This window comes from Bartonella bovis 91-4, assembly GCF_000384965.1.
GTDB classification, from domain to species: Bacteria; Pseudomonadota; Alphaproteobacteria; order Rhizobiales; family Rhizobiaceae; genus Bartonella; species Bartonella bovis.
This window is the reverse complement of the sequence record NZ_CM001844.1, coordinates 1602084-1624667: the sequence shown is the minus strand read 5'-3', so window position 1 is coordinate 1624667 and position 22584 is coordinate 1602084. Positions and strand designations below refer to the sequence as shown.

Annotated in this window: 18 protein-coding genes; 13 read left to right on the top strand and 5 right to left on the bottom strand. The window is 36.0% G+C overall.

What is annotated here, in order from left to right; all coding sequences use genetic code 11:
- The first annotated feature begins 706 nt into the window (after positions 1–706).
- The 6 genes from rho to BBBE_RS07060 are packed head-to-tail and all read left to right on the top strand — an operon-like array spanning position 707 to position 7636.
- On the top strand, positions 707–1972 hold the full coding sequence (gene rho, locus BBBE_RS07085) for a transcription termination factor Rho (RefSeq protein ID WP_010701830.1): 1266 nt from the start codon (positions 707–709) through the stop codon (positions 1970–1972).
- A 32-nt stretch (positions 1973–2004) separates the two neighbouring features.
- Positions 2005–3312 (top strand): tRNA uridine-5-carboxymethylaminomethyl(34) synthesis GTPase MnmE, encoded by a 1308-nt coding sequence (gene mnmE / locus BBBE_RS07080; protein WP_010701829.1) that lies wholly within the window; start codon positions 2005–2007, stop codon positions 3310–3312.
- 46 nt (positions 3313–3358) lie between these two features.
- A complete protein-coding gene (gene mnmG / locus BBBE_RS07075; protein ID WP_010701828.1) occupies positions 3359–5227 on the top strand; it encodes a tRNA uridine-5-carboxymethylaminomethyl(34) synthesis enzyme MnmG in 1869 nt (622 codons plus the stop codon).
- Positions 5227–5874, top strand: a complete 648-nt coding sequence (gene rsmG / locus BBBE_RS07070; protein WP_010701827.1) for a 16S rRNA (guanine(527)-N(7))-methyltransferase RsmG — start codon at positions 5227–5229, stop codon at positions 5872–5874. Before mnmG ends, rsmG begins: the two co-directional genes overlap by 1 nt.
- A 6-nt stretch (positions 5875–5880) precedes the next feature.
- Positions 5881–6678: a ParA family protein gene (locus BBBE_RS07065; protein WP_010701826.1), complete on the top strand. Its 798-nt coding sequence runs from the start codon at positions 5881–5883 to the stop codon at positions 6676–6678.
- Positions 6679–6727: 49 nt separating this feature from the next.
- Positions 6728–7636, top strand: a complete 909-nt coding sequence (locus tag BBBE_RS07060; RefSeq protein WP_010701825.1) for a ParB/RepB/Spo0J family partition protein — start codon at positions 6728–6730, stop codon at positions 7634–7636.
- Here the strand turns inward: BBBE_RS07060 and BBBE_RS07055 are convergent, their stop codons facing one another.
- From BBBE_RS07055 to dapF, 5 genes are all read right to left on the bottom strand, one after another.
- On the bottom strand, positions 7637–8113 hold the full coding sequence (locus BBBE_RS07055) for a hypothetical protein (protein WP_010701824.1): 477 nt from the start codon (positions 8111–8113) through the stop codon (positions 7637–7639).
- 515 nt (positions 8114–8628) lie between these two features.
- Positions 8629–9309, bottom strand: coding sequence for a septation protein A (locus BBBE_RS07050; RefSeq protein ID WP_010701823.1), 681 nt, complete (start codon positions 9307–9309; stop codon positions 8629–8631).
- Complete coding sequence (gene ftsY, locus BBBE_RS07045; RefSeq protein WP_010701822.1) at positions 9306–10514, bottom strand: signal recognition particle-docking protein FtsY; 1209 nt, start codon at positions 10512–10514, stop codon at positions 9306–9308. The genes BBBE_RS07050 and ftsY overlap by 4 nt, the downstream gene beginning before the upstream one ends.
- Before the next feature lie 14 nt (positions 10515–10528).
- A complete protein-coding gene (mtaB, locus tag BBBE_RS07040) occupies positions 10529–11812 on the bottom strand; it encodes a tRNA (N(6)-L-threonylcarbamoyladenosine(37)-C(2))-methylthiotransferase MtaB (RefSeq protein ID WP_010701821.1) in 1284 nt (427 codons plus the stop codon).
- Positions 11812–12663 (bottom strand): diaminopimelate epimerase, encoded by an 852-nt coding sequence (gene dapF, locus BBBE_RS07035; protein WP_010701820.1) that lies wholly within the window; start codon positions 12661–12663, stop codon positions 11812–11814. Before dapF ends, mtaB begins: the two co-directional genes overlap by 1 nt.
- Before the next feature lie 305 nt (positions 12664–12968).
- Here dapF and BBBE_RS07030 point away from each other — a divergent pair, with 305 nt between their 5' ends.
- The 7 genes from BBBE_RS07030 (at position 12969) to odhB (ending at position 22562) form a co-directional block, all read left to right on the top strand.
- On the top strand, positions 12969–13502 hold the full coding sequence (locus BBBE_RS07030; RefSeq protein WP_010701819.1) for an AprI/Inh family metalloprotease inhibitor: 534 nt from the start codon (positions 12969–12971) through the stop codon (positions 13500–13502).
- Positions 13503–13576: 74 nt separating this feature from the next.
- Positions 13577–14755: a cell division protein ZapE gene (gene zapE, locus BBBE_RS07025; RefSeq protein ID WP_010701818.1), complete on the top strand. Its 1179-nt coding sequence runs from the start codon at positions 13577–13579 to the stop codon at positions 14753–14755.
- Between the two features lie 286 nt (positions 14756–15041).
- Positions 15042–16007 (top strand): malate dehydrogenase, encoded by a 966-nt coding sequence (gene mdh / locus BBBE_RS07020; RefSeq protein WP_010701817.1) that lies wholly within the window; start codon positions 15042–15044, stop codon positions 16005–16007.
- An 81-nt stretch (positions 16008–16088) separates the two neighbouring features.
- Positions 16089–17285, top strand: a complete 1197-nt coding sequence (gene sucC / locus BBBE_RS07015; protein ID WP_010701816.1) for an ADP-forming succinate--CoA ligase subunit beta — start codon at positions 16089–16091, stop codon at positions 17283–17285.
- 3 nt (positions 17286–17288) lie between these two features.
- Positions 17289–18191 carry a succinate--CoA ligase subunit alpha gene (gene sucD / locus BBBE_RS07010; RefSeq protein WP_010701815.1) on the top strand — a complete coding sequence of 301 codons (903 nt, stop codon included), beginning with the start codon at positions 17289–17291 and terminating at the stop codon, positions 18189–18191.
- Between the two features lie 138 nt (positions 18192–18329).
- Positions 18330–21323: a 2-oxoglutarate dehydrogenase E1 component gene (locus BBBE_RS07005; protein WP_010701814.1), complete on the top strand. Its 2994-nt coding sequence runs from the start codon at positions 18330–18332 to the stop codon at positions 21321–21323.
- Positions 21324–21356: 33 nt separating this feature from the next.
- Positions 21357–22562, top strand: a complete 1206-nt coding sequence (gene odhB, locus BBBE_RS07000) for a 2-oxoglutarate dehydrogenase complex dihydrolipoyllysine-residue succinyltransferase (protein ID WP_010701813.1) — start codon at positions 21357–21359, stop codon at positions 22560–22562.
- The last annotated feature ends 22 nt before the right edge of the window (positions 22563–22584 follow it).

Here is a 22584-nt window from a genome sequence, read left to right as displayed (position 1 = left end):
AGAAATTTTAACTTTTTGTTAATAAATGTGTATAGAACTTCATATTTGTTCATAAAATAGAAATTTTTAAGAAATATTTTACTATTATGCACAAACTAGATAGCTGTGGTGAATAAATTTCCCTTATAAAAAAGAATGGGGATAATATGTCTAAGGTACTTCTACTTCTTACTTCTTTTAAAATCTTCTTTGTGGACAAAACTGAGGAATGAATAAGTATAATTAATAATCCACATTAAACACAGATTTTAATAAGAAGAATCTCTCTTTTTAAAATATTTTTTAATTTAGAAAAATTTTTGAAAAAAAATTTAATTATAATAATGAACACTTTATTAAATCTAAATAAGAGATAATTTATTTTATTTTTATACATATAATAACTTGAAAATTATTATTAAAAATATATGGATAGAAAAAATAATTTTTGTAATAATCATTGAAAATGAAAATTTTTAATTTAATAATATAAATTATTCTTTATAGTGTTTAGTTATTTTTATAAACTTAATTATAACCAATATACTTACTATAATTATTCAATTATACTTAAACTAAAGATAAAAGAGTAATACTTGCAGTTTGAAAGAGGTGAGTGTATAATGCTCGTCTCTTAATAAGAATATTTCATTCTCCAAATCTCCCATAAACTCATTAAATTTTTTATTCAGAGATAATTCCTCATTCTAATTAAAGAGAATATTTCATGCAAGAAATGAAACTACAGGAACTCAAAAGTAAAAATCCAGTTGAACTTGTTACTTTTGCTGAAACATTAGAAGTTGAAAATGCTTCATTGATGCGCAAACAAGAGTTAATGTTTGCCATTTTGAAAAAACTCGCTTTACAAGATGTGGAGATTATTGGGGAAGGTGTCGTTGAAGTTTTACAAGATGGATTTGGATTCTTGCGATCTGCTGATGCTAATTATCTTCCAGGGCCCGATGACATTTATCTTTCTCCTGCACAGATTCAATCTTTCTCTTTAAAAACAGGAGATACGGTTGAAGGTCCTATTCGTGGTCCAAAGGAGGGAGAACGTTATTTTGCTCTTCTAAAGATTAATACGATTAATTTTGAAGATCCTGAGAAAATTCGCTACAAAATTCACTTTGATAATCTGACACCTCTTTATTCAAATGAACGTTTCCAAATGGAAATACAAGATTCTACAAATAAGGATATGTCATCACGGGTTGTTGATTTAATATCCCCACTAGGAAAAGGTCAGCGAGGATTAATTGTAGCACCTCCTCGAACAGGAAAAACGGTTTTATTACAAAATATTGCTCATTCTATTACGACTAATCATCCTGAATGTTATCTCATTGTTCTTTTAATTGATGAGCGTCCAGAAGAAGTAACTGATATGCAGCGTTCTGTAACGGGAGAGGTAATCTCTTCTACCTTTGATGAACCAGCAATACGTCATGTACAAGTAGCTGAAATGGTTATTGAAAAAGCTAAACGTTTAGTTGAATATGGACGTGATGTTGTTATCCTTCTTGATTCAATTACACGTCTTGGACGTGCATATAATACAGTTGTTCCTTCATCAGGTAAAGTTTTAACAGGTGGTGTCGATGCTAACGCTTTACAACGTCCTAAACGTTTTTTTGGTGCAGCACGTAATATTGAAGAAGGTGGATCTTTAACTATTATCGCAACGGCTTTGATTGATACAGGTAGTCGTATGGATGAGGTTATTTTTGAAGAATTTAAAGGAACAGGTAATTCAGAAATTGTTCTTGATCGTAAAGTTGCGGATAAACGTATTTTTCCAGCTATGGATGTTCTAAAATCAGGAACACGTAAAGAAGATCTTTTAGTGGCTCGTCAAGACTTACATAAGATTTTTGTACTTCGTCGTATTTTAGCACCTATGAATGTAACAGATGCAATTGAGTTTTTAATTGATAAATTAAAACAGACAAAAAATAACAGTGAATTTTTTGATTCAATGAATACTTAGAAACATCATAGTTTTAAGTTAGGATTAGTCCTGTGGATACAATCTTTGCGCTTTCAAGTGGATTGTTACCTTCGGGGGTTGCAGTTATTCGACTTTCTGGTCCTCATGTTGTAAACATTGTTAAAACGCTTTGTGGTTGTTTACCTAAAGCACGATTTATGCATTATGGGAATCTTATTGCACGTGATGGTAGCTTTTTAGATTCTGCTTTAACTGTTTTCTTTCCTGGTCCTCATAGTTTTACAGGTGAGGATTGTGCGGAATTCCATTTACATGGGGGTAAGGCAGTTGTTAATCGTTTTTTAGATGAATTATCCACATTTCCCGAGTGCCGCATTGCTGAGGCGGGTGAATTTTCTCGTAGAGCGTTTGCTGAAGGAAAGATAGATTTAATTCAAGCAGAAGCTCTTGCTGATTTAATAGAAGCAGAAACAGAAAGTCAAAGACGTTTAGCTGTTATAGGTGCAAGTGGACACTTAACAAAGTTATATCGTAATTGGCGTGATGAACTTATAACAGCACGTGCTTTAATAGAAGCGGAAATTGATTTTTCTGATGAAGATGATATTCCAGACTGTATATCTGATGAAATTTGGAAAAATATAAAAAAGCTTAGTTATTCGCTTTGTGAACATATTTGTGCAGGAGAACGCGCAAATATTTTACGTGATGGGTTAAAAGTTGTTATTGTAGGTGCTCCAAATTCTGGAAAATCAAGTATTATTAATCGTCTAGCTGGAAGACCTGTTGCTATTGTAACGCAAGAAGCAGGAACAACACGTGATGCTTTGGAAATTAGATTAATACTTGGCGGTTTACCAGTTTTTTTAACAGATACTGCTGGTTTTAGAAAAACAGAAAGTAAAATTGAACAATTAGGTATCGAAACTGCAAAACAACACGTTATAGATGCTGATTTAGTTATTTTGGTTGATGATATGAACAATCCTCAAGAAATTCATTTACCAAAAACATCGGCTGAAGTATGGCGTGTTGGTAATAAACTTGATCTTTATCAAGGGGATAAAGAACGTTGGTCTATACAATTTTCAGCGTTAAGTGGTTTAAATTTTGATCATCTTATAAAAGAGATAGAATCATTTTGTCTGCGTCGTATTGCTGAAATTGGTAATGTTGTTTCAGCACAAAAAAGACAACTCCAATTATTAAAAGAAACTGTTAAAGAAATTGATACTGCAATAAATCATGTTTCTCTTGATTTAAGTTTACGTGCAGAACATCTTCGTCGTGCGAGTGATACACTTGGACGAATTACAGGTGACATTGATGTTGAAGATTTACTTGATGTTATTTTTTCACAATTTTGTGTTGGTAAATAAATGATTCACGTGAAACTTTAAAATAGTTTGATATGGAATAAAACAGATGCAATTGTATGATGTTATTGTTGTTGGAGGAGGTCATGCTGGTTGTGAAGCTGCTTCAGCTTCAGCGCGTGTTGGAACACGAACAGTACTTGTTACTTATCAAATATCAGAACTTGGCACAATGTCATGTAATCCTGCTATTGGCGGACTTGGAAAAGGACATCTGGTTCGTGAAATAGATGCTTTGGGTGGTTTAATGGGACAGGCTGCAGATGCTGCTGGAATACAATTTCGACTTCTTAATCGACGTAAAGGACCAGCAGTCAGAGGGCCACGTACACAAGCTGATCGACAGTTATATAAAAAAGCAATTCAAGGATTTCTGCAAAAGCAAAGTAATTTAACACTTATTGAGGATGAAGTTATTGATCTGATTGTTGAAAATGAACGTATTTCAGGTGTTTCTTTAAAAAAACAAGGGAATATCTTTTCTAAAGCTGTAGTTTTAACAACAGGCACATTTCTACGCGGCCTTATTCATATTGGTAATAAAACATGGCATGCCGGTCGTATGGGAGAACAGTCAAGTGTGCAACTTGCTGGGCGCTTGAAAGAATATGGTATAAATCTTGGACGACTAAAAACAGGAACTCCCCCTCGTCTTAGTAAAAAAACAATTTGTTGGGAGATGCTTCCTAAACAACAAGCTGACAAATGTCCGGTACCTTTTTCTTTCTTAACAGAGAAAATAGAACAACCTCAGATTGAATGTGCAATAACCCGCACAAATACACAAACACATCAAATTATTCGTGAAAATATACATCAGTCTGCTTTATATTCTGGAGCCATTGAAGGATTAGGGCCACGTTATTGTCCTTCAATTGAAGATAAGATTATTAAATTTGGTGAAAGAGATGGGCATCAAATTTTCTTGGAACCAGAAGGATTAGATAGCGATGTTATCTATCCAAATGGCATTTCTACTTCTCTTCCTGAGGATATACAAATTTCTTTTTTAAAGACTATTGAAGGGTTAGAAAATGTAACAATTTTACAGCCGGGTTATGCTATTGAATATGATTTTGTTAATCCAAAACAACTTACCAGAACTTTAGAATTAAAATCTTTACCAGGATTATTTTTAGCAGGCCAAATTAATGGTACAACAGGATATGAAGAAGCCGCAGCACAAGGACTTTTAGCGGGACTTAATGCTGCCCGTCAAGTAATTGGTTTAAAAGAAATTATTTTAAGCCGCTCAATAGCTTATATTGGTGTTATGATTGATGATTTAGTTTCACGCGGGGTTTGTGAACCTTATCGAATGTTTACATCACGGGCAGAATTTCGTTTATCTCTACGTGCAGACAATGCTGATACTCGTTTAACTCCTTTAGCACAACAGTGGGGTATTATTAGTAATACTCGATGGAGTTTCTATCAACATAAACAAAGATGTCTTGATCAAGCGCGATCAATTTGCCAAAAACTCTTTTTAACTCCCAATGAAGCATCTGCTCATGGATTACATATAAATCATGACGGAATCCGGCGATCAGCTTATGATCTTTTGGCTTATCCTGGTATGAGTATAGCACGTCTTTCGTCTTTTTGGCCACAATTACAATCAATCGATACTAAAACCGTTGAGGCTCTAGAAATTGAAGCACAATATGCTGTTTATTTAGAAAGACAAGCACAAGATATTGCTGTTCTTCAACGAGATGAACGTTTAGAAATTCCTACTTCTTTAGATATTCAAGCAATTTCTGGTCTTTCGAATGAATTGAAAATAAAAATTCAACAAGTATCACCACGCTCAATTGCTGATGCACAAAAGATTGATGGTATGACACCAGCGGCATTATCATTAATTATTACATCTATTCAGCGTCAAAAACGTGAAAAGGCAAAATTAGCTTAATGACTTTTTTGATAGAAAAAAAATATCAGGATCTTTTAAACATAGTTCCCTCTGTTTCACGTGAAACGGTAGAAAATTTAATGCAATTCGAATCTCTGGTAATTCAATGGAATAAACGTATTAATTTGATATCTGCTGCGACAGTACCTGTTTTATGGATTCGTCATATTTTAGATTCTGCGCAAATTTATCCTTTACATGATCAGTGTTTGCATTGGTGTGATCTTGGATCTGGAGGAGGGTTTCCCGCAATTGTTATTGCTATTTTTCTTAAAAACAAAAAAGGAGGACATATTGATTTAGTTGAAAGCAATGGAAAAAAAGCTGCTTTTTTACGAACAGTTATTGCTCATCTAGATCTTCCAGCAACAGTTCACCATTGTAGAATTGAAGATGTATATCAGAAAATAGATAAACCAGAAATTATAACCGCGAGAGGTTTAGCTTCATTGAATGTTCTTTTACAACTTTTATCTCCTTTATTAACACAAAAAACAATTGCTCTTTTACAAAAAGGTCGGGATTATATGACAGAAATAAAAAATGCCTCTGCCAATTGGCATTTTGATCTGCTAAAACATCAAAGTAAAATTGATACAAGTTCTGTTATTTTAGAGATTTCTCATGTTCGATCATGTAAAGGGTAAAGCAAAATGAGCGAGACACGAATTATCGCTATTGCAAACCAAAAAGGTGGAGTGGGTAAAACAACGACAGCTATTAACCTTGCAACAGCTTTGGCGGCTATAGGTGAAAATATTCTTATTATGGATATTGATCCTCAAGGTAATGCAAGTACAGGATTGGGAATTGATCGTAATAATCGTCCTTTATCCTCTTATGATGTTTTGATTTCTGGAATCTCTGTGGTAGATGCTGCTTTAAAAACGGTTGTGCCTAATTTGCATATTGTACCTTCTACACTCGATCTTTTAGGTGTTGAAATGGAAATTGCTTCATCGCAAGATCGCATTCAACGGTTACGAAAAGCTTTGTGTGATGATCAAATAGTGGCTCAAAAATTCAGTTATATTTTAATTGATTGTCCCCCCTCACTTAATCTTTTAACATTAAATGCTATGGGGGCAGCAGATTCTGTTTTAGTGCCAATGCAGTGTGAATTTCTCGCACTTGAAGGTTTAAGCCAATTGCTTGAAACGGTAAAACAAGTGCGGTATACTTTAAATCCATCTCTAGAAATTCAAGGTATTGTTTTAACGATGTACGATGGGCGTAATAATCTTTCAAATCAAGTAGTTGAAGATGTACGCTCTTTTATGGGAGAGAAGGTTTATCGTACTGTTATTCCACGTAATGTACGTGTCTCTGAAGCTCCTTCTTTTGGTAAACCAGCATTGCTTTATGATCTTAAATGTGCTGGCAGTCAGGCCTATTTACGACTGGCAACAGAAATTATTCAACGCGAAAAACAAGCAAAAACTGCTGCTTAAAAAGTGTAAAAAAGTAATTTATTGTGAAGTTAATTCAAAGAGTAAAATCATGAATGATGATCAATCAAAAAAAAGACTAGGTCGTGGATTAGCAGCATTAATTGGAGATGCCAGTTTAGATAGCAATGGTGCACATCTATTAAATTCTGTGAGATTTACAATGAAATCAAATGTGGATTCTATAGTTTCTGAAAGGTTGGTATCTATTGAACTTATTTCACGTAATCCTAATAATCCACGACGTCACTTTACGGATTTAGAACTTGAAAATTTAGCTCAATCAATTCGCCAACATGGTGTTGTTCAACCTATTCTTGTAAGGCCTTCACCTCATCACCCTGGTCGGTTTGAGTTAATTGCGGGTGAACGGCGGTGGCGTGCTGCACAACGAGCAAATTTGAATCAACTGCCCGTTATTATTCGCGATGTAGATGATAAAACAGCTTTAGAACTAGCTATTATTGAGAATATTCAACGTGCTGATCTCAATCCTATTGAAGAAGCAATAGGATATGAAATGTTGCTCAATGAATATGGTTATACTCAAGCGGATTTAGCACAAGTTATTGGAAAAAGCCGAAGTTATGTTACAAATACTCTTCGTTTGTTAAAACTTCCATCAGAAGTACAAAAACTTTTAATTAATGGCCAACTTTCAGCCGGTCATGCACGCTGCCTCATTACCGTCAACAATCCACAGGATTTAGCTGAGAAGATTATTCGTGAGGGACTTTCTGTACGTCAAGTAGAAGTACTTACACATGAACAAACAAATCCTAAAATTAAAAAACGAACTTTAGTGAAAAAAGATACGGAAACAAAATCTTTAGAAAAATTATTGACGGATATGATTGGAATGAAAGTAGTCATTCGACACGGTAAAGAAGGCGGTGATTTAAAAATACATTATTCTTCATTAGAGGAATTAGATGATATTTGTCGACGTTTGCAAAGTTAATCAATCATCCAGAAGGGCACGAATTCGATTAATATATTTTTGACCAAATTCCAGATTGTTTTGAGATAGAGTAATTTTTTCTTCAAAATTATCGTTGTCTTCAAGTGCTGATACTGCAGCTAATGTTGTTTGAAGTGCTATAAAACCAATAACATAATCTTTTGGTGTAATATTGTTTTTTTCTAAAACGCTAGTTAGTTTTGGTCGACCAGATACAGAAGCAATAAGCCCTTCAATACTGTTATCGTTTCCAGTACCAGGTGCATCTGGTTCTGGAGGTAAATTTACAACTTCTGTTTTAATTTGTTCCATTTTTACAAGAAAATCTTCTGTTAAAGGATAATTTGCAACGATATTTGAAGAGGGAATAGGTGTTAGAATGGAATGATAATCTGTTTCATTTTTTATTGTTTTTTGAGCATATGTTAAAAGAGGAAAGAGTAAAATAAAAAGCACATACAATACGAATTTTAACATGATTTAAAATATCCCCTTCTTTTACAGTTTTCAGTAAAGCTCTCTGTTTGCTTTTTTATTAGCAGAATTTTTCTGCAAAGCACTATCATCCTGGTAATGAAAAGAATTTAAATTTTTCTTATTTTAAAGTTTCTCATAAAATATAGCATTTTTTGCATTGGTAACAAAGGAATTTCTTCCACTCTTTGGTTTAGGTCTGGATCTGGTAATTAATGCAAAAAGAGCGTTAATTTTAGTATCTTTATGATTTAAAAGGTATTTGTTTCATCAAAGAAATTGGCAAATTTTTCTTTAGATTCTAGAATTTAAGCTAACGCCTTTTTGAAAAAATAGATACCAAAAAGCTGTATTTATGTGATTTATTTGTCTTTAGAGAATTAAGTTGAGCTATATTTTTTATAAATAGACATATCAACACTATTTTTTGATATAAAAGTCGTTCAATCAAAAATTTCCTTTATCGATATACTGAACAAGAATTTATAAAATAAACTATAATAAGGAATACATTCTATTTAAGAATTAGATTGATTCTTTTTTATCAAAGGATTTGTTGAATGTTTCATAATGATAGTTATTTGTGACAGCATAAATATGACTGTTATAGACATCACACCAAATACTTTAAAACTAGCCCAGAAATTATCACTAAAATTACGCCAAATGATTTCATTCAAAACAGCAAGAAAAACGAAAAAAAATGCCCACCGATAGGTCAGTTTTTGCCATCCTATGTCGTCCATTTTAAGAGTAGAATCAAAAACATAACGCAATAGTGGTTTTTTAAATAATAGGCCACAAAAAAGAATAAGTGCAAATAAACTATTAATGATTGTGGGTTTCATTTTGATAAAGGTATCATTATGAAGCCAAAGAGTTAAGAAACCAAAGAACAGGACAAATATCCCTGAGATAAGAGGCATTATGGGAACTTTGCGCATAATGAGCCACGATAAACTTAAAGCAATAATAATTGCTATCATAAAAACAGCAGTTGCAGGAAAAATAGGTTTGTTAAAGCTTTTAAAAAGTCCAATATTATTAATCAGCCATTGCCCTTTATAATTAGCAAGGAAAAAAACAACCAATGGTCCCATTTCCAAAAAAAGTTTAAGTGTTGGTGAACAGGATTTTTGGCTATCATTGATATTCTTCAGATCAAAGTTATGGGGTGAATTGGATTTAGAGTGTTTCATGATGATTTTCCTACAATAGCTTTAGCAAAATCAGAGGCAGAAAAAGGCTCAAGATCCTCAATCTTTTCTCCTATACCGATAAAATAAACCGGTAATTTATATTTATTTGCAATAGCGACTAAAATTCCTCCTCGCGCAGTACCATCAAGTTTTGTCATAACTAAACCATTAACACCAGCAACATTGTGGAAAATATCCACTTGATTGAGTGCATTTTGCCCAGTTGTTGCATCAAGTGTTTGAAGGACTGTATGGGGTGCTTGAGGATTATGTTTCTTTAAAACACGAATAATTTTTGCTAATTCATCCATTAATTCACTTTTATTTTGTAAGCGTCCAGCTGTGTCAATGATCAAAACATCACTTTCTTCTTTTTTGGCTTTTTCATAAGCATCAAAAGCTAAACTGGCAGCATCTGCACCAAGTTTGGTTGAAATAACATTAGCGCCGGTACGTTCACCCCAAATATGTAATTGCTCAATGGCTGCAGCGCGAAATGTGTCGCCAGCAGCTAGCGTAATTTTCAACCCACCTTCTGCTAATTTAGCAGCTAATTTTCCAATAGTTGTTGTTTTTCCTGTTCCATTGACACCTACCAGCAAAATAACATGAGGTTTATGACTAAGATCAAGCTTTAGCGGGAGCGCAACAGGCTCAAGCACTTTTTTGATTTCATCAGCCATAATAGTATAAAGATCGTCTAGAGATAGATCCTTTCCATAACGACTGGATGCTAAAGTTTCGGTAATACGTATAGCAGTCTCCACACCAAGATCAGCTTGAATAAGAATATTTTCTAATTCTTGTAATGTGTCTTCATCAAGTTTCTTTTTAATAAAAAATGTACCAAGAGAATCACTTAATTGCTGTGAAGAAAGAGATAATCCTTTTTTAAGACGCTCAAACCATGTGACCTCTTTTTGTTCAATAAGCAATGAAGGTGAATGTTCTTCGATTTTCTTTTTTCTAATTGTGTCAGTGACAATCACTTTTTCAGAAAGTGGTTCAAAAGATGAAGATTTTTCACTATCTTGTGTTTGTTTTTCTTTTTCAATATTAGTATTTTCAGATATAGAGGCGTGATTATTTTTTGTGGTTTTCTCGGCTGTATAAGCTTCATAAGGGGTGACAGCTTGTTTTTGTTTGATTGTTTGCTCTTTAGATTTACGAAAAGAGAATATTTTTTTGATAAAAGACTGTGTCATAAGAGCTTTCCTATTCAAGCTGCATTCCATTTAGTGTGTTCAGCAATTAATTTATTGCCATCATGGCCAATAATGAGAGCTTTAATAATTGTTCCAGCTTTAGTACCTTTGATGTGTGTAAGTGTGTAATCTTCAGTTCGTCCAATCTCATCTTTTTCAATAAGGATTGTTTGTTGGCTATTTGTTAAATGAGCAAGATGTTTTTGATAGGCTTTTTTTCCTGCGGTACGGAGTTTTTCTGCACGAATTTTTATTATTTCGCGATTGACTTGAGGCATACGAGCGGCAGGTGTCCCTTTTCTTGGGCTAAATGGAAAGACATGAAGATGTGTTAAATTACACTCATCAATCAAAGTTAAGCTGTTTTGAAACATTTCTTCTGTTTCGGTTGGAAAACCAGCAATTAGATCAGCGCCATAAACCATTGTAGGACGTTTAGCACGTAAGTCTTGGCAAAATTGGATTGCGTTTTCACGCAAATGTCGCCGTTTCATTCGTTTTAGAATCATATTACTGCCTGCTTGTAAAGACAAATGCAGATACGGCATTATTCTTTTTTCATAAGCTAAGAGATCGATTAATTCTTGATCTATTTCAATAGAATCGATAGATGAAAGGCGTAGTCGTGGTAAATCAGGCACATGATGTAAAATGGCTGAAACTAATTTTCCTAAAGAGGCTTTTCCTGGTAAATTGGTACCGTAACTTGTAAGATCAACGCCTGTGAGAACTATTTCTTGAACACCATTTGCTATGAGCTGTTTAATTTGTTCAATGATAGTGCCCATGGGAACTGAACGTGATGGTCCACGGCTATAGGGAATAATGCAAAATGTACAGCGATGATCGCATCCATTTTGCACTTGCACAAAAGCACGCGTACGCCCTTCTATTGCACCAACCATGTGGGGGGCAATATTGCGCACCTCCATAATATCATTAACACGTAATTTTTCATCGTGATTTATGCCAAAATCAGGAAATTGGCGATAGAAATGGGTATGGAGTTTTTCTTCGTTACCTAAAACAAGATCCACTTCTGTCATAAGAGCAAAATTTTCTGCTTCTGTTTGAGCAGCGCACCCTGTAACAACAATATGTGCATGAGGGTTTTCACGTTTAGCTTTACGGATAGCTTGTTTAGCTTGTCGCACTGCTTCAGCAGTGACAGCACAAGTATTAAAAATAATGGCATCATTTTTGAGTTTATCAAGACCAGCAGAAGCGCTTTTTTCACGAATGATTTCTGATTCATAGCTATTAAGTCGACAACCAAATGTTACTATTTTTATAGCCATCAGGAATAATCCTTTTCATAAGCCCCTGTTAAAGGGTTTAAAAAACCATTGAATTCATATTCTGCTTGGCCCGTCATGATAATATGGTTATCTTCTCGATAATAAATAGCAAGTGTTCCGCCTGGTAGATTTACATTAATATGGCGCTCAGTTAATCCACGTCGGTACGCGGCTACAGCACTAGCACAAGCAGCACTCCCACATGCTTTTGTTAATCCAGCTCCTCGTTCCCACGTGCGTAAGGTTAAGCTTTTTTGTGATGTTACAAAAGCAATAGAAATATTACACCGTTCTGGAAAAAGAGGATCATATTCGAGCTTTGGTCCGTATTTTTCTAATGGAATAGATTGAATATCATGATCAATGAAAAAAATAGCATGCAGATTCCCAACAGAAACAAGACACGCATCCTGTAGGGGGCCAGCAGTTATTTCTACATGATTAGTATCAGTTATTTCACGTGAAACTGGCATATCTTTTGCATTAAGATATGGGCACCCCATATCAACGCAAATAAAGCCATTATTTTGGCGTTCACCTTCAACAATTCCGACAGGTGTTTCTAGTCGAAAGCTTTTATTAGGAGTGTGATTTGAGAGCCATTCGATAACACAACGTGTACCATTACCGCAAGCTTTTGCCATTGAGCCATCAGCATTCCATATTTCGATGCGAAAGTCAGTATCATTTTGAATTGGCGGATGGATAGCCATAATTTGATCAAAATGTGTTTGGGGATCTCCAGCCAAGGTAAAAATTGCTTGTGGTGTGATGTTATGTGCGCTTACACGCATATCAGCAACAATGATTTGATTTCCAAGACCATTCATTTTACTGAAAGGTATCTTCATAAGGTTTCTCTATTTTGAATGGTAAATGATAAGCACAATAGGGCAATATATGACCGAAAATCTTTCAGATTACTAGTGTTTGTTCGAGATAAAACTGAATAAGAAGAGGCATGATTATTCAAAATTGATAAATTTCATTGTACTTTCATATTTTTTGCCTTTATTTCACGAGTTTTTTTTATTTATTAATTTATTTTAATACAATGGTACATATAAAAAATGGCACATATAGAGATGCTTTCATGTTTCTGTGTACGTCTTTATTATTATTTATGGGAGGTTATTATTATGGGAAGGAGTAAAATATGATCTTTTCAAGAATTTCAACTTTCATTGCATTATCAGCTATAATTATCTTAAGTGGTTGTTCAACATCACGATTTGGGAATAGTGATAGTAGCAATGTACGAGAAGTTGTTTATCCTGTTCAGCAGATGTCAGAATTTGTAACAGCATCTGATCTCCCGGAACCTGAAACATCTGTCTCTTCAATTGATGAAAGCGAGTATTCTAGTAGTGGAATACAACAAGAAAGCATTGAATTGCCAAGCAATACCGTTGATTTGTTTCCTGCCAGTATTGCCGGTGTGTGGAACTTGTCTGTAAACGGTAAAGTTTGCCGAATTGCAACTCCACAAACGAAATTTGGTCAAGGATATCGAGCTGGTCCTTTACTTTGTCCGAAAACATTTTCTGGAGTCAAATCATGGGCTGTTAAGGGAAAAAAATTGTATTTTTATGATGATTCAGGGGCTGCTATAGCTACTTTTTATTCCACCAGTGGAGATTATTTTGAAGGGCGTACATTTGATAATCAGCCAGTTTTTTTAAGTCGTTGATAAAAAATATTATTCATAAATGTTGTGTGTAAATTTTTCTTTTACTAAGAACGATTTGCAAAGAGGATGCTTGGATGGTTTTAGTTTCAACGCGCTATGAAAGTTTAGTTTCCAAAGGAGAAATTAGTTCGGATCCAGCTCAATTAGCTTTGATAAAATATTTTGATTGTTTACTGCAAGAAATTTCAGCACAAAATAGTTTTCAGTCTTGGGCATTCTGGCGTCGCTTTAAAAGAAAAAAACAATTCTGTTTGCGTGTTTCAAAACAAGGTGGTAATCATGGTGGCATTCAGGGTTTATATATTTATGGTGAAGTAGGGCGTGGCAAAACCATGTTAATGGATTTGTTTTTCTCTTGTTTACCGCAAGGTAGTAAAAAACGCGCCCATTTTAATGATTTTATGACTGATGTACATGAACGCATTAAAATACATCGTCAGATGCTTAAACGTACAAAAACCAAACAAGATAATCCTATTTTAGCTGTTGCAAAAGATCTCGCTCAAGAAGCGCGCATACTTTGTTTTGATGAATTTTGTGTAACAGATATTGCAGATGCTATGGTGCTTTATCGCCTTATTACGGCTTTATTTGATTATGGGGTTATTTTCGTTGCCACTTCAAATGTTGCTCCTGATGACCTTTATTGTAATGGTTTAAATCGAGAGCTTTTTTTGCCTTTTATTCAAGTTTTAAAGACCCATGTTAACGTTGTTAATCTTGATGCAAGAACAGATTATCGTCTTGAAAAGTCAAATTTACACCATGTATATGTAACACCACTAGGGCCTGCGGCAGATGCAAGCATGGATCAAACATGGGCATTAGTGCTGCAAGGTCAAAAAGAAGTACCTGATACTCTATCTGTAAGAGGGCACTTCATTCATATTACACGTTCTGGTGCAGGGTGTGTGCGCTTTGATTATCAAGACTTATGTGCAAAACCTTTGGCAGCGGCTGAATATTTAGCGTTAGGAGAACGCTATCATACAGTTTTTATTGATAATGTTCCAGTGATGGATGATACACATCGCAATGAAACAAAACGGTTTATTTTACTTATTGATACCCTTTATGAACGCCACATAAGACTATTTATGTCGATGGCAACAGAACTTGAAAATTTATATCAAGGGTGCTGGCAGACAACAGAAACATTTGAGTTTCAGAGAATACAATCACGTCTTTTTGAGATGCAAAGCCAAGACTATCTAGATATTTGGAAAAAACAGTTTTTGGATAAAAAAGAATGATTATTACTTTGTCTTTACGTAAACTATAAAAATAATAATTCTTTGAATTTAAAAGTATTGTAATAATCTATTGTATTTTTTTAAAATTCATCTTATCGGTAGAACACAGTAAATTTCTAATTTTTGATTTATAGAGGGATTTTATGTCAATGAAGAGAGAAATGTGATTAATTTCATACTTTCCCATTTTTGATAAATTTAGGGGAAATATTTCAATATTATTCATTATTAAATTAACGCTGGAAATTTTGCGTTTGGTTATCTGATAAAAATTGAGAAAGAAAAAATGGCACGAAAGAAAATAGCTCTTATTGGCTCCGGTATGATTGGGGGTACTTTAGCACATATGATTGGGCTTAAAGAACTTGGTGATGCCGTCTTATTTGACATTATGGAAGGAATGCCGCAAGGTAAAGCTCTCGATATAGCTGAATCCTCTCCAGTTGATGGTTTTGATGTTAATTTAACAGGCTCTAATGCTTATGAGGCAATTGAAGGGGCTAATGTTATTATCGTAACTGCAGGTGTTGCGCGCAAGCCTGGTATGAGTCGTGATGACCTTTTGGGGATTAACCTGAAAGTCATGGAGCAGGTTGGTGCAGGAATTAAAAAATATGCACCTTCAGCGTTTGTTATCTGTATTACTAATCCTCTTGATGTAATGGTTTGGGCATTACAGAAATTTTCAGGTCTTCCAGTACAAAAAGTTGTTGGTATGGCCGGTGTTCTTGATTCGGCACGTTTTCGTTATTTCTTATCTGAAGAATTTAACGTTTCTGTTAAAGATGTAACAGCGTTTGTTTTAGGGGGGCATGGTGATTCGATGGTGCCTTTAGTGCGCTATTCAACTGTTGGTGGTATTCCTTTGCCTGATCTTGTCAAGATGGGTTGGACAACTCAAGAAAAGCTTGATCAAATTGTTCAACGTACGCGTGATGGTGGTGCGGAAATTGTAAGTTTGCTCAAAACAGGTTCTGCTTTTTATGCGCCAGCTTCTTCTGCTATCTCTATGGCTGAAGCTTATTTAAAAGACACTAAGCGTGTTGTTCCTGTTGCTGCTTATCTTTCAGGTGAATATGGCATCAAAGATATGTATGTCGGTGTTCCTGTTATTATTGGCGCTGGTGGTGTTGAACGAGTAATTGAAATTGATCTTGATAGAGATGAAAAAGATGCTTTTGAGAAGTCAGTTGATGCAGTGCAAAAGCTTTGTGAAACTTGCGTTTCTATTGCACCTAATCTTAAAAAATGAAACTCAATTCTACGCTTAAAATAAGATGCTTTAAGTGTTTGAAGGTTGGTTTAGTGGTCCATAAAAGAAAAGGGAAAACGAATGAATATTCATGAGTATCAAGCCAAACGTATACTTCACGAATATGGTGCACCAATTGCAAATGGTGTGGCTGTTTATTCTGTAGAGCAAGCTGAAAAGTGGGCGAAAAAATTACCGGGACCACTCTATGTGGTAAAAAGTCAGATTCACGCTGGAGGTCGTGGTAAGGGGAAGTTCAAAGAACTTGACTCTGATGCAAAAGGTGGTGTTCGACTTGCTCGATCGGTTGAAGAAGTTGTCGCTAATGTAAAAGAAATGCTTGGTAAAACTTTGGTAACCAAACAAACAGGTGCAGAAGGCAAGCAAGTTAACCGTCTTTATATTGAAGATGGTGCTGACATTGAACGAGAACTTTACCTTTCACTTTTAGTTGACCGTACAGTTGGTCGGGTTGTTTTTGTTGTGTCAACGGAAGGGGGTATGGATATTGAAACGGTTGCTGAAGAAACGCCGGAAAAGATACTCACTCTTCCTATTGATTCTGTAAAGGGTGTGACTTCTGTAGATTGTGCAAAGCTTTGCGATGCATTAAATTTGCGTGATAGTGCGCGTGAAGATGGCGAAAAACTCTTTCCAATTCTTTATAAAGCTTTTTGTGAAAAGGATATGAGTCTTCTTGAAATTAATCCTCTTATTGTCATGAAAGACGGTCATTTGCGTGTTCTTGATGCGAAAGTTTCTTTTGACAATAATGCTTTGTTTCGTCATCCAGATATTTTAGAATTACGTGATCTTTCAGAAGAAGATCCAAAAGAGATTGAAGCATCAAAACATGATCTTGCTTATATTGCTCTTGATGGTACGATTGGCTGCATGGTAAATGGTGCGGGTCTTGCTATGGCAACAATGGATATCATCAAACTTTACGGAGCTGAGCCAGCCAATTTCCTTGATGTTGGTGGTGGTGCTTCAAAAGAAAAGGTTACTTCTGCTTTTAAAATTATTACCGCTGATCCGAATGTTAAAGGTATTTTGGTCAATATTTTTGGTGGAATTATGCGTTGTGATGTTATTGCTGAAGGTGTCGTTGCTGCTGTTAAGGATGTTGGTTTAAAAGTTCCTTTAGTTGTTCGTCTTGAAGGCACCAATGTTGAGCGCGGTAAAGAGATTATCAATAATAGTGGATTGAATGTTATTTCTGCTGATGATTTAGATGATGCTGCTCACAAGATTGTTACAGCCGTGAAGGAAGCTTAAATTATGTCAATTCTTGTCAATAAAAATACAAAAGTTTTAGTTCAAGGGCTTACAGGAAAAACGGGAACGTTTCATACAGAACAAGCACTTGCTTATTATGGTACGCAAATGGTTGGTGGTATCAACCCTAAAAAAGGTGGTGAAACGTGGGAAGGATCAAAAGGGGAAACTCTCCCTATTTTTGCTAGTGTTGCAGAAGGTAAAGAAAAAACAGGAGCTGATGCTTCTGTTATTTATGTGCCCCCTGCAGGGGCTGCGGCAGCTATTATAGAAGCTATTGAGGCTGAGATTAGTTTAATTGTCTGTATTACAGAAGGTATACCGGTTATGGATATGGTTGAGGTTAAGGCTAGATTAGAGCAATCACAATCTCGCTTAATTGGTCCTAATTGCCCAGGTATCCTCACACCTAATGAATGTAAGATCGGTATTATGCCTGGTTCTATTTTTAAGAAGGGGTCTGTTGGTATTGTTTCGCGGTCGGGAACTTTAACCTATGAAGCAGTGTTTCAAACAAGTCGTGAAGGTCTTGGGCAAACAACTGCTATTGGTATTGGAGGTGACCCTGTTAAGGGAACTGAATTTATTGATGTATTGGGAATGTTTTTGGCTGATGATGAAACCGAATCTATTGTTATGATTGGGGAAATTGGTGGTTCCGCTGAAGAAGAAGCAGCACAATTTATCAAAGATGAAGCCAAAAAAGGCCGTAAAAAACCAATGGTTGGTTTTATTGCTGGTCGTACAGCTCCTCCTGGTCGTACAATGGGTCATGCTGGTGCGGTAATTTCTGGTGGTAAAGGTGGTGCAGAAGATAAGATTTCTGCAATGGAATCTGCTGGAATTCGTGTTTCTCCTTCACCATCACAAATTGGTAAAACTTTGGTTTCAGTTTTAAAGGAATAAAAGAAGGTTTTATCTGGGTGAGTTTTTGTATCCATTCAGATAAAACAAAGAGTAAAAACTTTTTTACAATGTCCCGACTCTTAGTTAAAAGTAAGGTGGGTATATTAAGGAGATGGAACAAATATTCCGGGAAAATATATGGCAAGGCAGGATGAGATAAATAGTCTTTTTGCGCAAACGTCGTTTCTGTATGGTGGAAATGCAGATTATATAGATCAGCTTTATGCCGAATACGAAAAAAATCCCACTAATGTGGATGAGCAATGGCGTGCTTTTTTTGAGAGTTTTCAGGATAATAAAGAAGATGTTTTTAAGAATGCTGAAGGGGCAACATGGCAACGTGACCATTGGCCGTTAAAAGCAAGTGGGGAGTTAGTTTGTGCTTTAGATGGTGATTGGTCTGCTCTTGAAAAGCATGTAGGTGACAAATTAAAAGAAAAAGCCGCTGCACAAAAGGGAACCGTTTCTAGCAAACAAGATATTGCTCAAGCGACGCGAGATTCTATTCAAGCGCTTATGATGATTCGTGCTTATCGGACATATGGGCATCTTCGTGCGCAGCTTGATCCACTCCAATTAGCAGAAAAACCTGAGGATTATAAAGAGCTGTCTCCAGAGACTTATGGTTTTAGTTCTGCAGATTATGAGCGCCCGATTTTTATTGATAATGTGTTAGGGTTAGAATACGCAACAATTGCGCAAATACTTGAAATTCTTGGTCGTGTTTATTGTTCAACAATTGGCGTGGAATATATGCATATTTCTGATCCTGCTCAGAGAGCATGGATTCAAGAGCGTATTGAGGGGAAAGATAAACAGAGTGCTTTCACAAAAGAAGACAAAAAAGCTATTCTTAACGAGCTTATAGAAGCAGAAGGTTTTGAACAGTTTTTGGATACAAAATATAAAGGGGCAAAGCGTTTCGGTCTTGATGGTGGTGAGGCGCTTATTCCTGCTCTTGAACAGGTTATTAAGTGTGGAAATGCTTTAGGTGTTCAGGAGATTCTTATTGGAATGGCTCACCGTGGTCGTTTAAATGTTCTTTCACAAGTTCTGGCAAAACCGCACCGGGCTATTTTTCATGAATTTAAAGGTGGTTCTTATAAGCCTGATGATGTGGCAGGGTCGGGTGATGTAAAATATCACCTAGGAGCTTCAGCTAATCGTGAAATTAATGGTCAAAAAGTTCATTTATCGCTTTTGCCTAACCCGTCTCATCTTGAAATTATTGATCCGGTTGTTATTGGGAAAGCGCGCGCTAAACAAGATCAACTTATTGGTCCTACACGCACTGATGTTATTCCATTAAGTGAGCGTTCAAAAGTGATGCCTGTGTTGATTCATGGTGATGCAGCTTTTGCAGGGCAAGGGGTCCTTCAGGAAACTTTTGGTCTTTCAGGTTTAAAAGGTTATAGTGTTGCGGGCTCTATCCATGTAATTGTCAATAATCAAATTGGATTTACCACTAATCCGCGCTTTTCACGCTCTTCATCTTATGCATCGGATATTGCAAAGATGATTGGTGCACCGATTTTTCATGTGAATGGTGATGATCCTGAAGCTGTTGTTTTTGCAGCAAAAATAGCAACACAGTTCCGTCAAATTTTTCATAAACCGGTGGTGATTGATATGTTTTGTTATCGCCGTTATGGACATAATGAAGGCGATGAGCCTTCTTTTACGCAGCCTCTTATGTATAAAGCAATTCGTAATCACAAAACGATAGTTCAGCTTTATAGTGAGCAATTGATAGCACAAGGGGTTATTAGTTTAGAAGAAATTGAGCAACAAAAGAAAGAATGGCGCGATAAACTTGAGGTTGAATTTGAAGCAGGTGCTTCTTATAAGCCTGATAAAGCTGATTGGCTTGATGGAAGTTGGGCAGGTTTGAAAGCAGCCAGTGATGCTGATGAAAAACAGTGTTGTGGTGCAACAGGCGTTGAGTTAAAAACTTTAAAGGAAATTGGACAAAAGCTTGTCGAGATTCCATTAGATTTTCGTGTTCATAAAACTATTCAACGTTTTTTAAACAATCGTGCAAAAATGTTTGAGACTGGTGAAGGAATTGATTGGGCAACAGCTGAGGCTTTAGCTTTTGGTTCACTTTGTTTAGAGGGAGCACCAATTCGTCTTTCTGGTGAAGATGTTGAACGTGGGACCTTTTCGCAACGTCATTCAGTTCTTTATGACCAAGAAAATGAAACACGTTATATTCCTTTGAACAATTTACAAAAAGGGCAGGCTATTTATGAAGTTGTAAATTCCATGCTTTCTGAAGAAGCTGTTCTTGGTTTTGAATATGGATATTCACTTGCTGAACCGCGTGGTTTAACACTTTGGGAAGCGCAATTTGGTGATTTTGCTAATGGCGCACAGGTTATTTTTGATCAATTTATTTCATCTGCGGAACATAAATGGCTTCGTATGTCTGGTCTTGTTTGTCTGTTGCCTCATGGTTTTGAAGGTCAAGGACCAGAACACTCTTCGGCACGTTTGGAACGTTATCTTCAACTTTGTGCGGAAGATAATATGCAGGTTGCTAATTGTACAACTCCTGCAAATTATTTTCATATTTTGCGTAGGCAGGTTAAACGCAATTTCCGGAAACCATTGATTTTGATGACACCTAAGTCACTTTTACGTCATAAACGAGCGGTTTCTTCTTTGAGTGAGATAGGGCCAAAAACAAATTTCCACCATTTATTGCTTGATGATGCACAATGTCTTAAAGATTCTACGATTAAATTACAAAAAGATGATAAAATCCGCCGTGTTGTTCTTTGTACAGGTAAAGTTTATTATGATCTTTATGAGGAGCGTGAAAAAAGGGGAATTGATAATATTTATTTGCTTCGCGTTGAACAGCTTTATCCTTTTCCAGCGAAAGCTTTAGTGGATGTGCTATCACGTTTTTCACAAGCTGAGATTGTTTGGTGCCAAGAAGAGCCCAAGAATATGGGAGCGTGGTCGTTTATTGAGCCTTATTTAGAATGGGTTTTAACCCATATTAATGCAAAATATTCACGTGCGCGTTATACTGGACGTTCTGCGAGTGCGTCACCAGCTGCTGGATTAATGTCAAAACATCTTGAACAACTTGCCGCGTTTCTTGAAGACGCGTTGGGTTCTTAACTTAATTATTACTCTGACGTATGGAAAAATATTATGGCTAGTGAAATCCGTGTTCCTACTTTGGGCGAATCGGTTACTGAAGCAACAATCGGCAAATGGTTTAAGCAGTGTGGTGAAACTGTCGCTGTAGATGAGCCTTTGGTTGAATTAGAGACTGATAAAGTAACGGTTGAAATTCCTGCGCCTGTTGCGGGAAAATTATCAGAAATTCTTGCAAAAGAAGGCGATACAGTTGAAGTGAATGCTCTTTTAGGGTTGATTGAAGCAGGAGCTGTTGGTGCTTCTTCATTATCTGTATCTTCTCCTAGTGCACCAAGTCCGGTTACAGCATCTGAGCCAGCTTCACCTTCTTTGAGCAGTGCAATGCCTCCTGCTCCTTCAGCAGCAAAATTGATGGCTGAAAATAACATTGAAAAAGATAAGATTTTAGGCTCTGGCAAGCGCGGGCAAATTCTTAAAGGGGATGTTCTTGATGCATTAACGCAAAAAATAGGAGTAAATGCTTCTGTGTCAGTTTCTTCATCTTCATCGTTTAATGAAATGCGTGAAGAGCGTGTTCGTATGACAAAATTACGTCAAACAATTGCTCGACGTCTTAAGGATGCACAAAATACAGCGGCTATGTTAACGACATTTAATGAAGTTGATATGTCTGCAGTAATGAATTTGCGTAAGCGTTATAAAGACATTTTTGAAAAGAAACACAGTGTTAAGCTTGGCTTTATGGGTTTTTTTACCAAAGCTGTTTGCCATGCATTAAAAGAGCTTCCTGCAATTAATGCTGAGATTGATGGGACGGATATTATTTATAAAAATTATGTCAATGCTGGAATTGCGGTTGGAACAGATAAAGGGCTTGTCGTTCCGGTGATTCGTGATGCAGATCAAATGTCAATTTCAGAGATTGAAAAAGAAATTGGCCGTTTGGGACGTCTTGCTCGTGAGGGAAAATTGGCGGTTTCTGATATGCAGGGCGGAACATTTACTATTACCAATGGTGGTGTTTATGGGTCATTAATGTCGACGCCAATTTTGAATGCACCACAATCTGGTATTTTAGGAATGCATGCGATTAAAGAACGTGCAATGGTTGTTGGAGGTCAAATTGTAATCTGTCCAATGATGTATTTAGCGCTTTCTTATGATCACCGTATTGTCGATGGGCAAGAGGCTGTAACTTTCCTCGTACGTGTCAAGGAAAGTTTAGAAGATCCAGAACGTCTTGTTCTTGATTTGTAAAAGTACAGTTTTTGGGGATGAA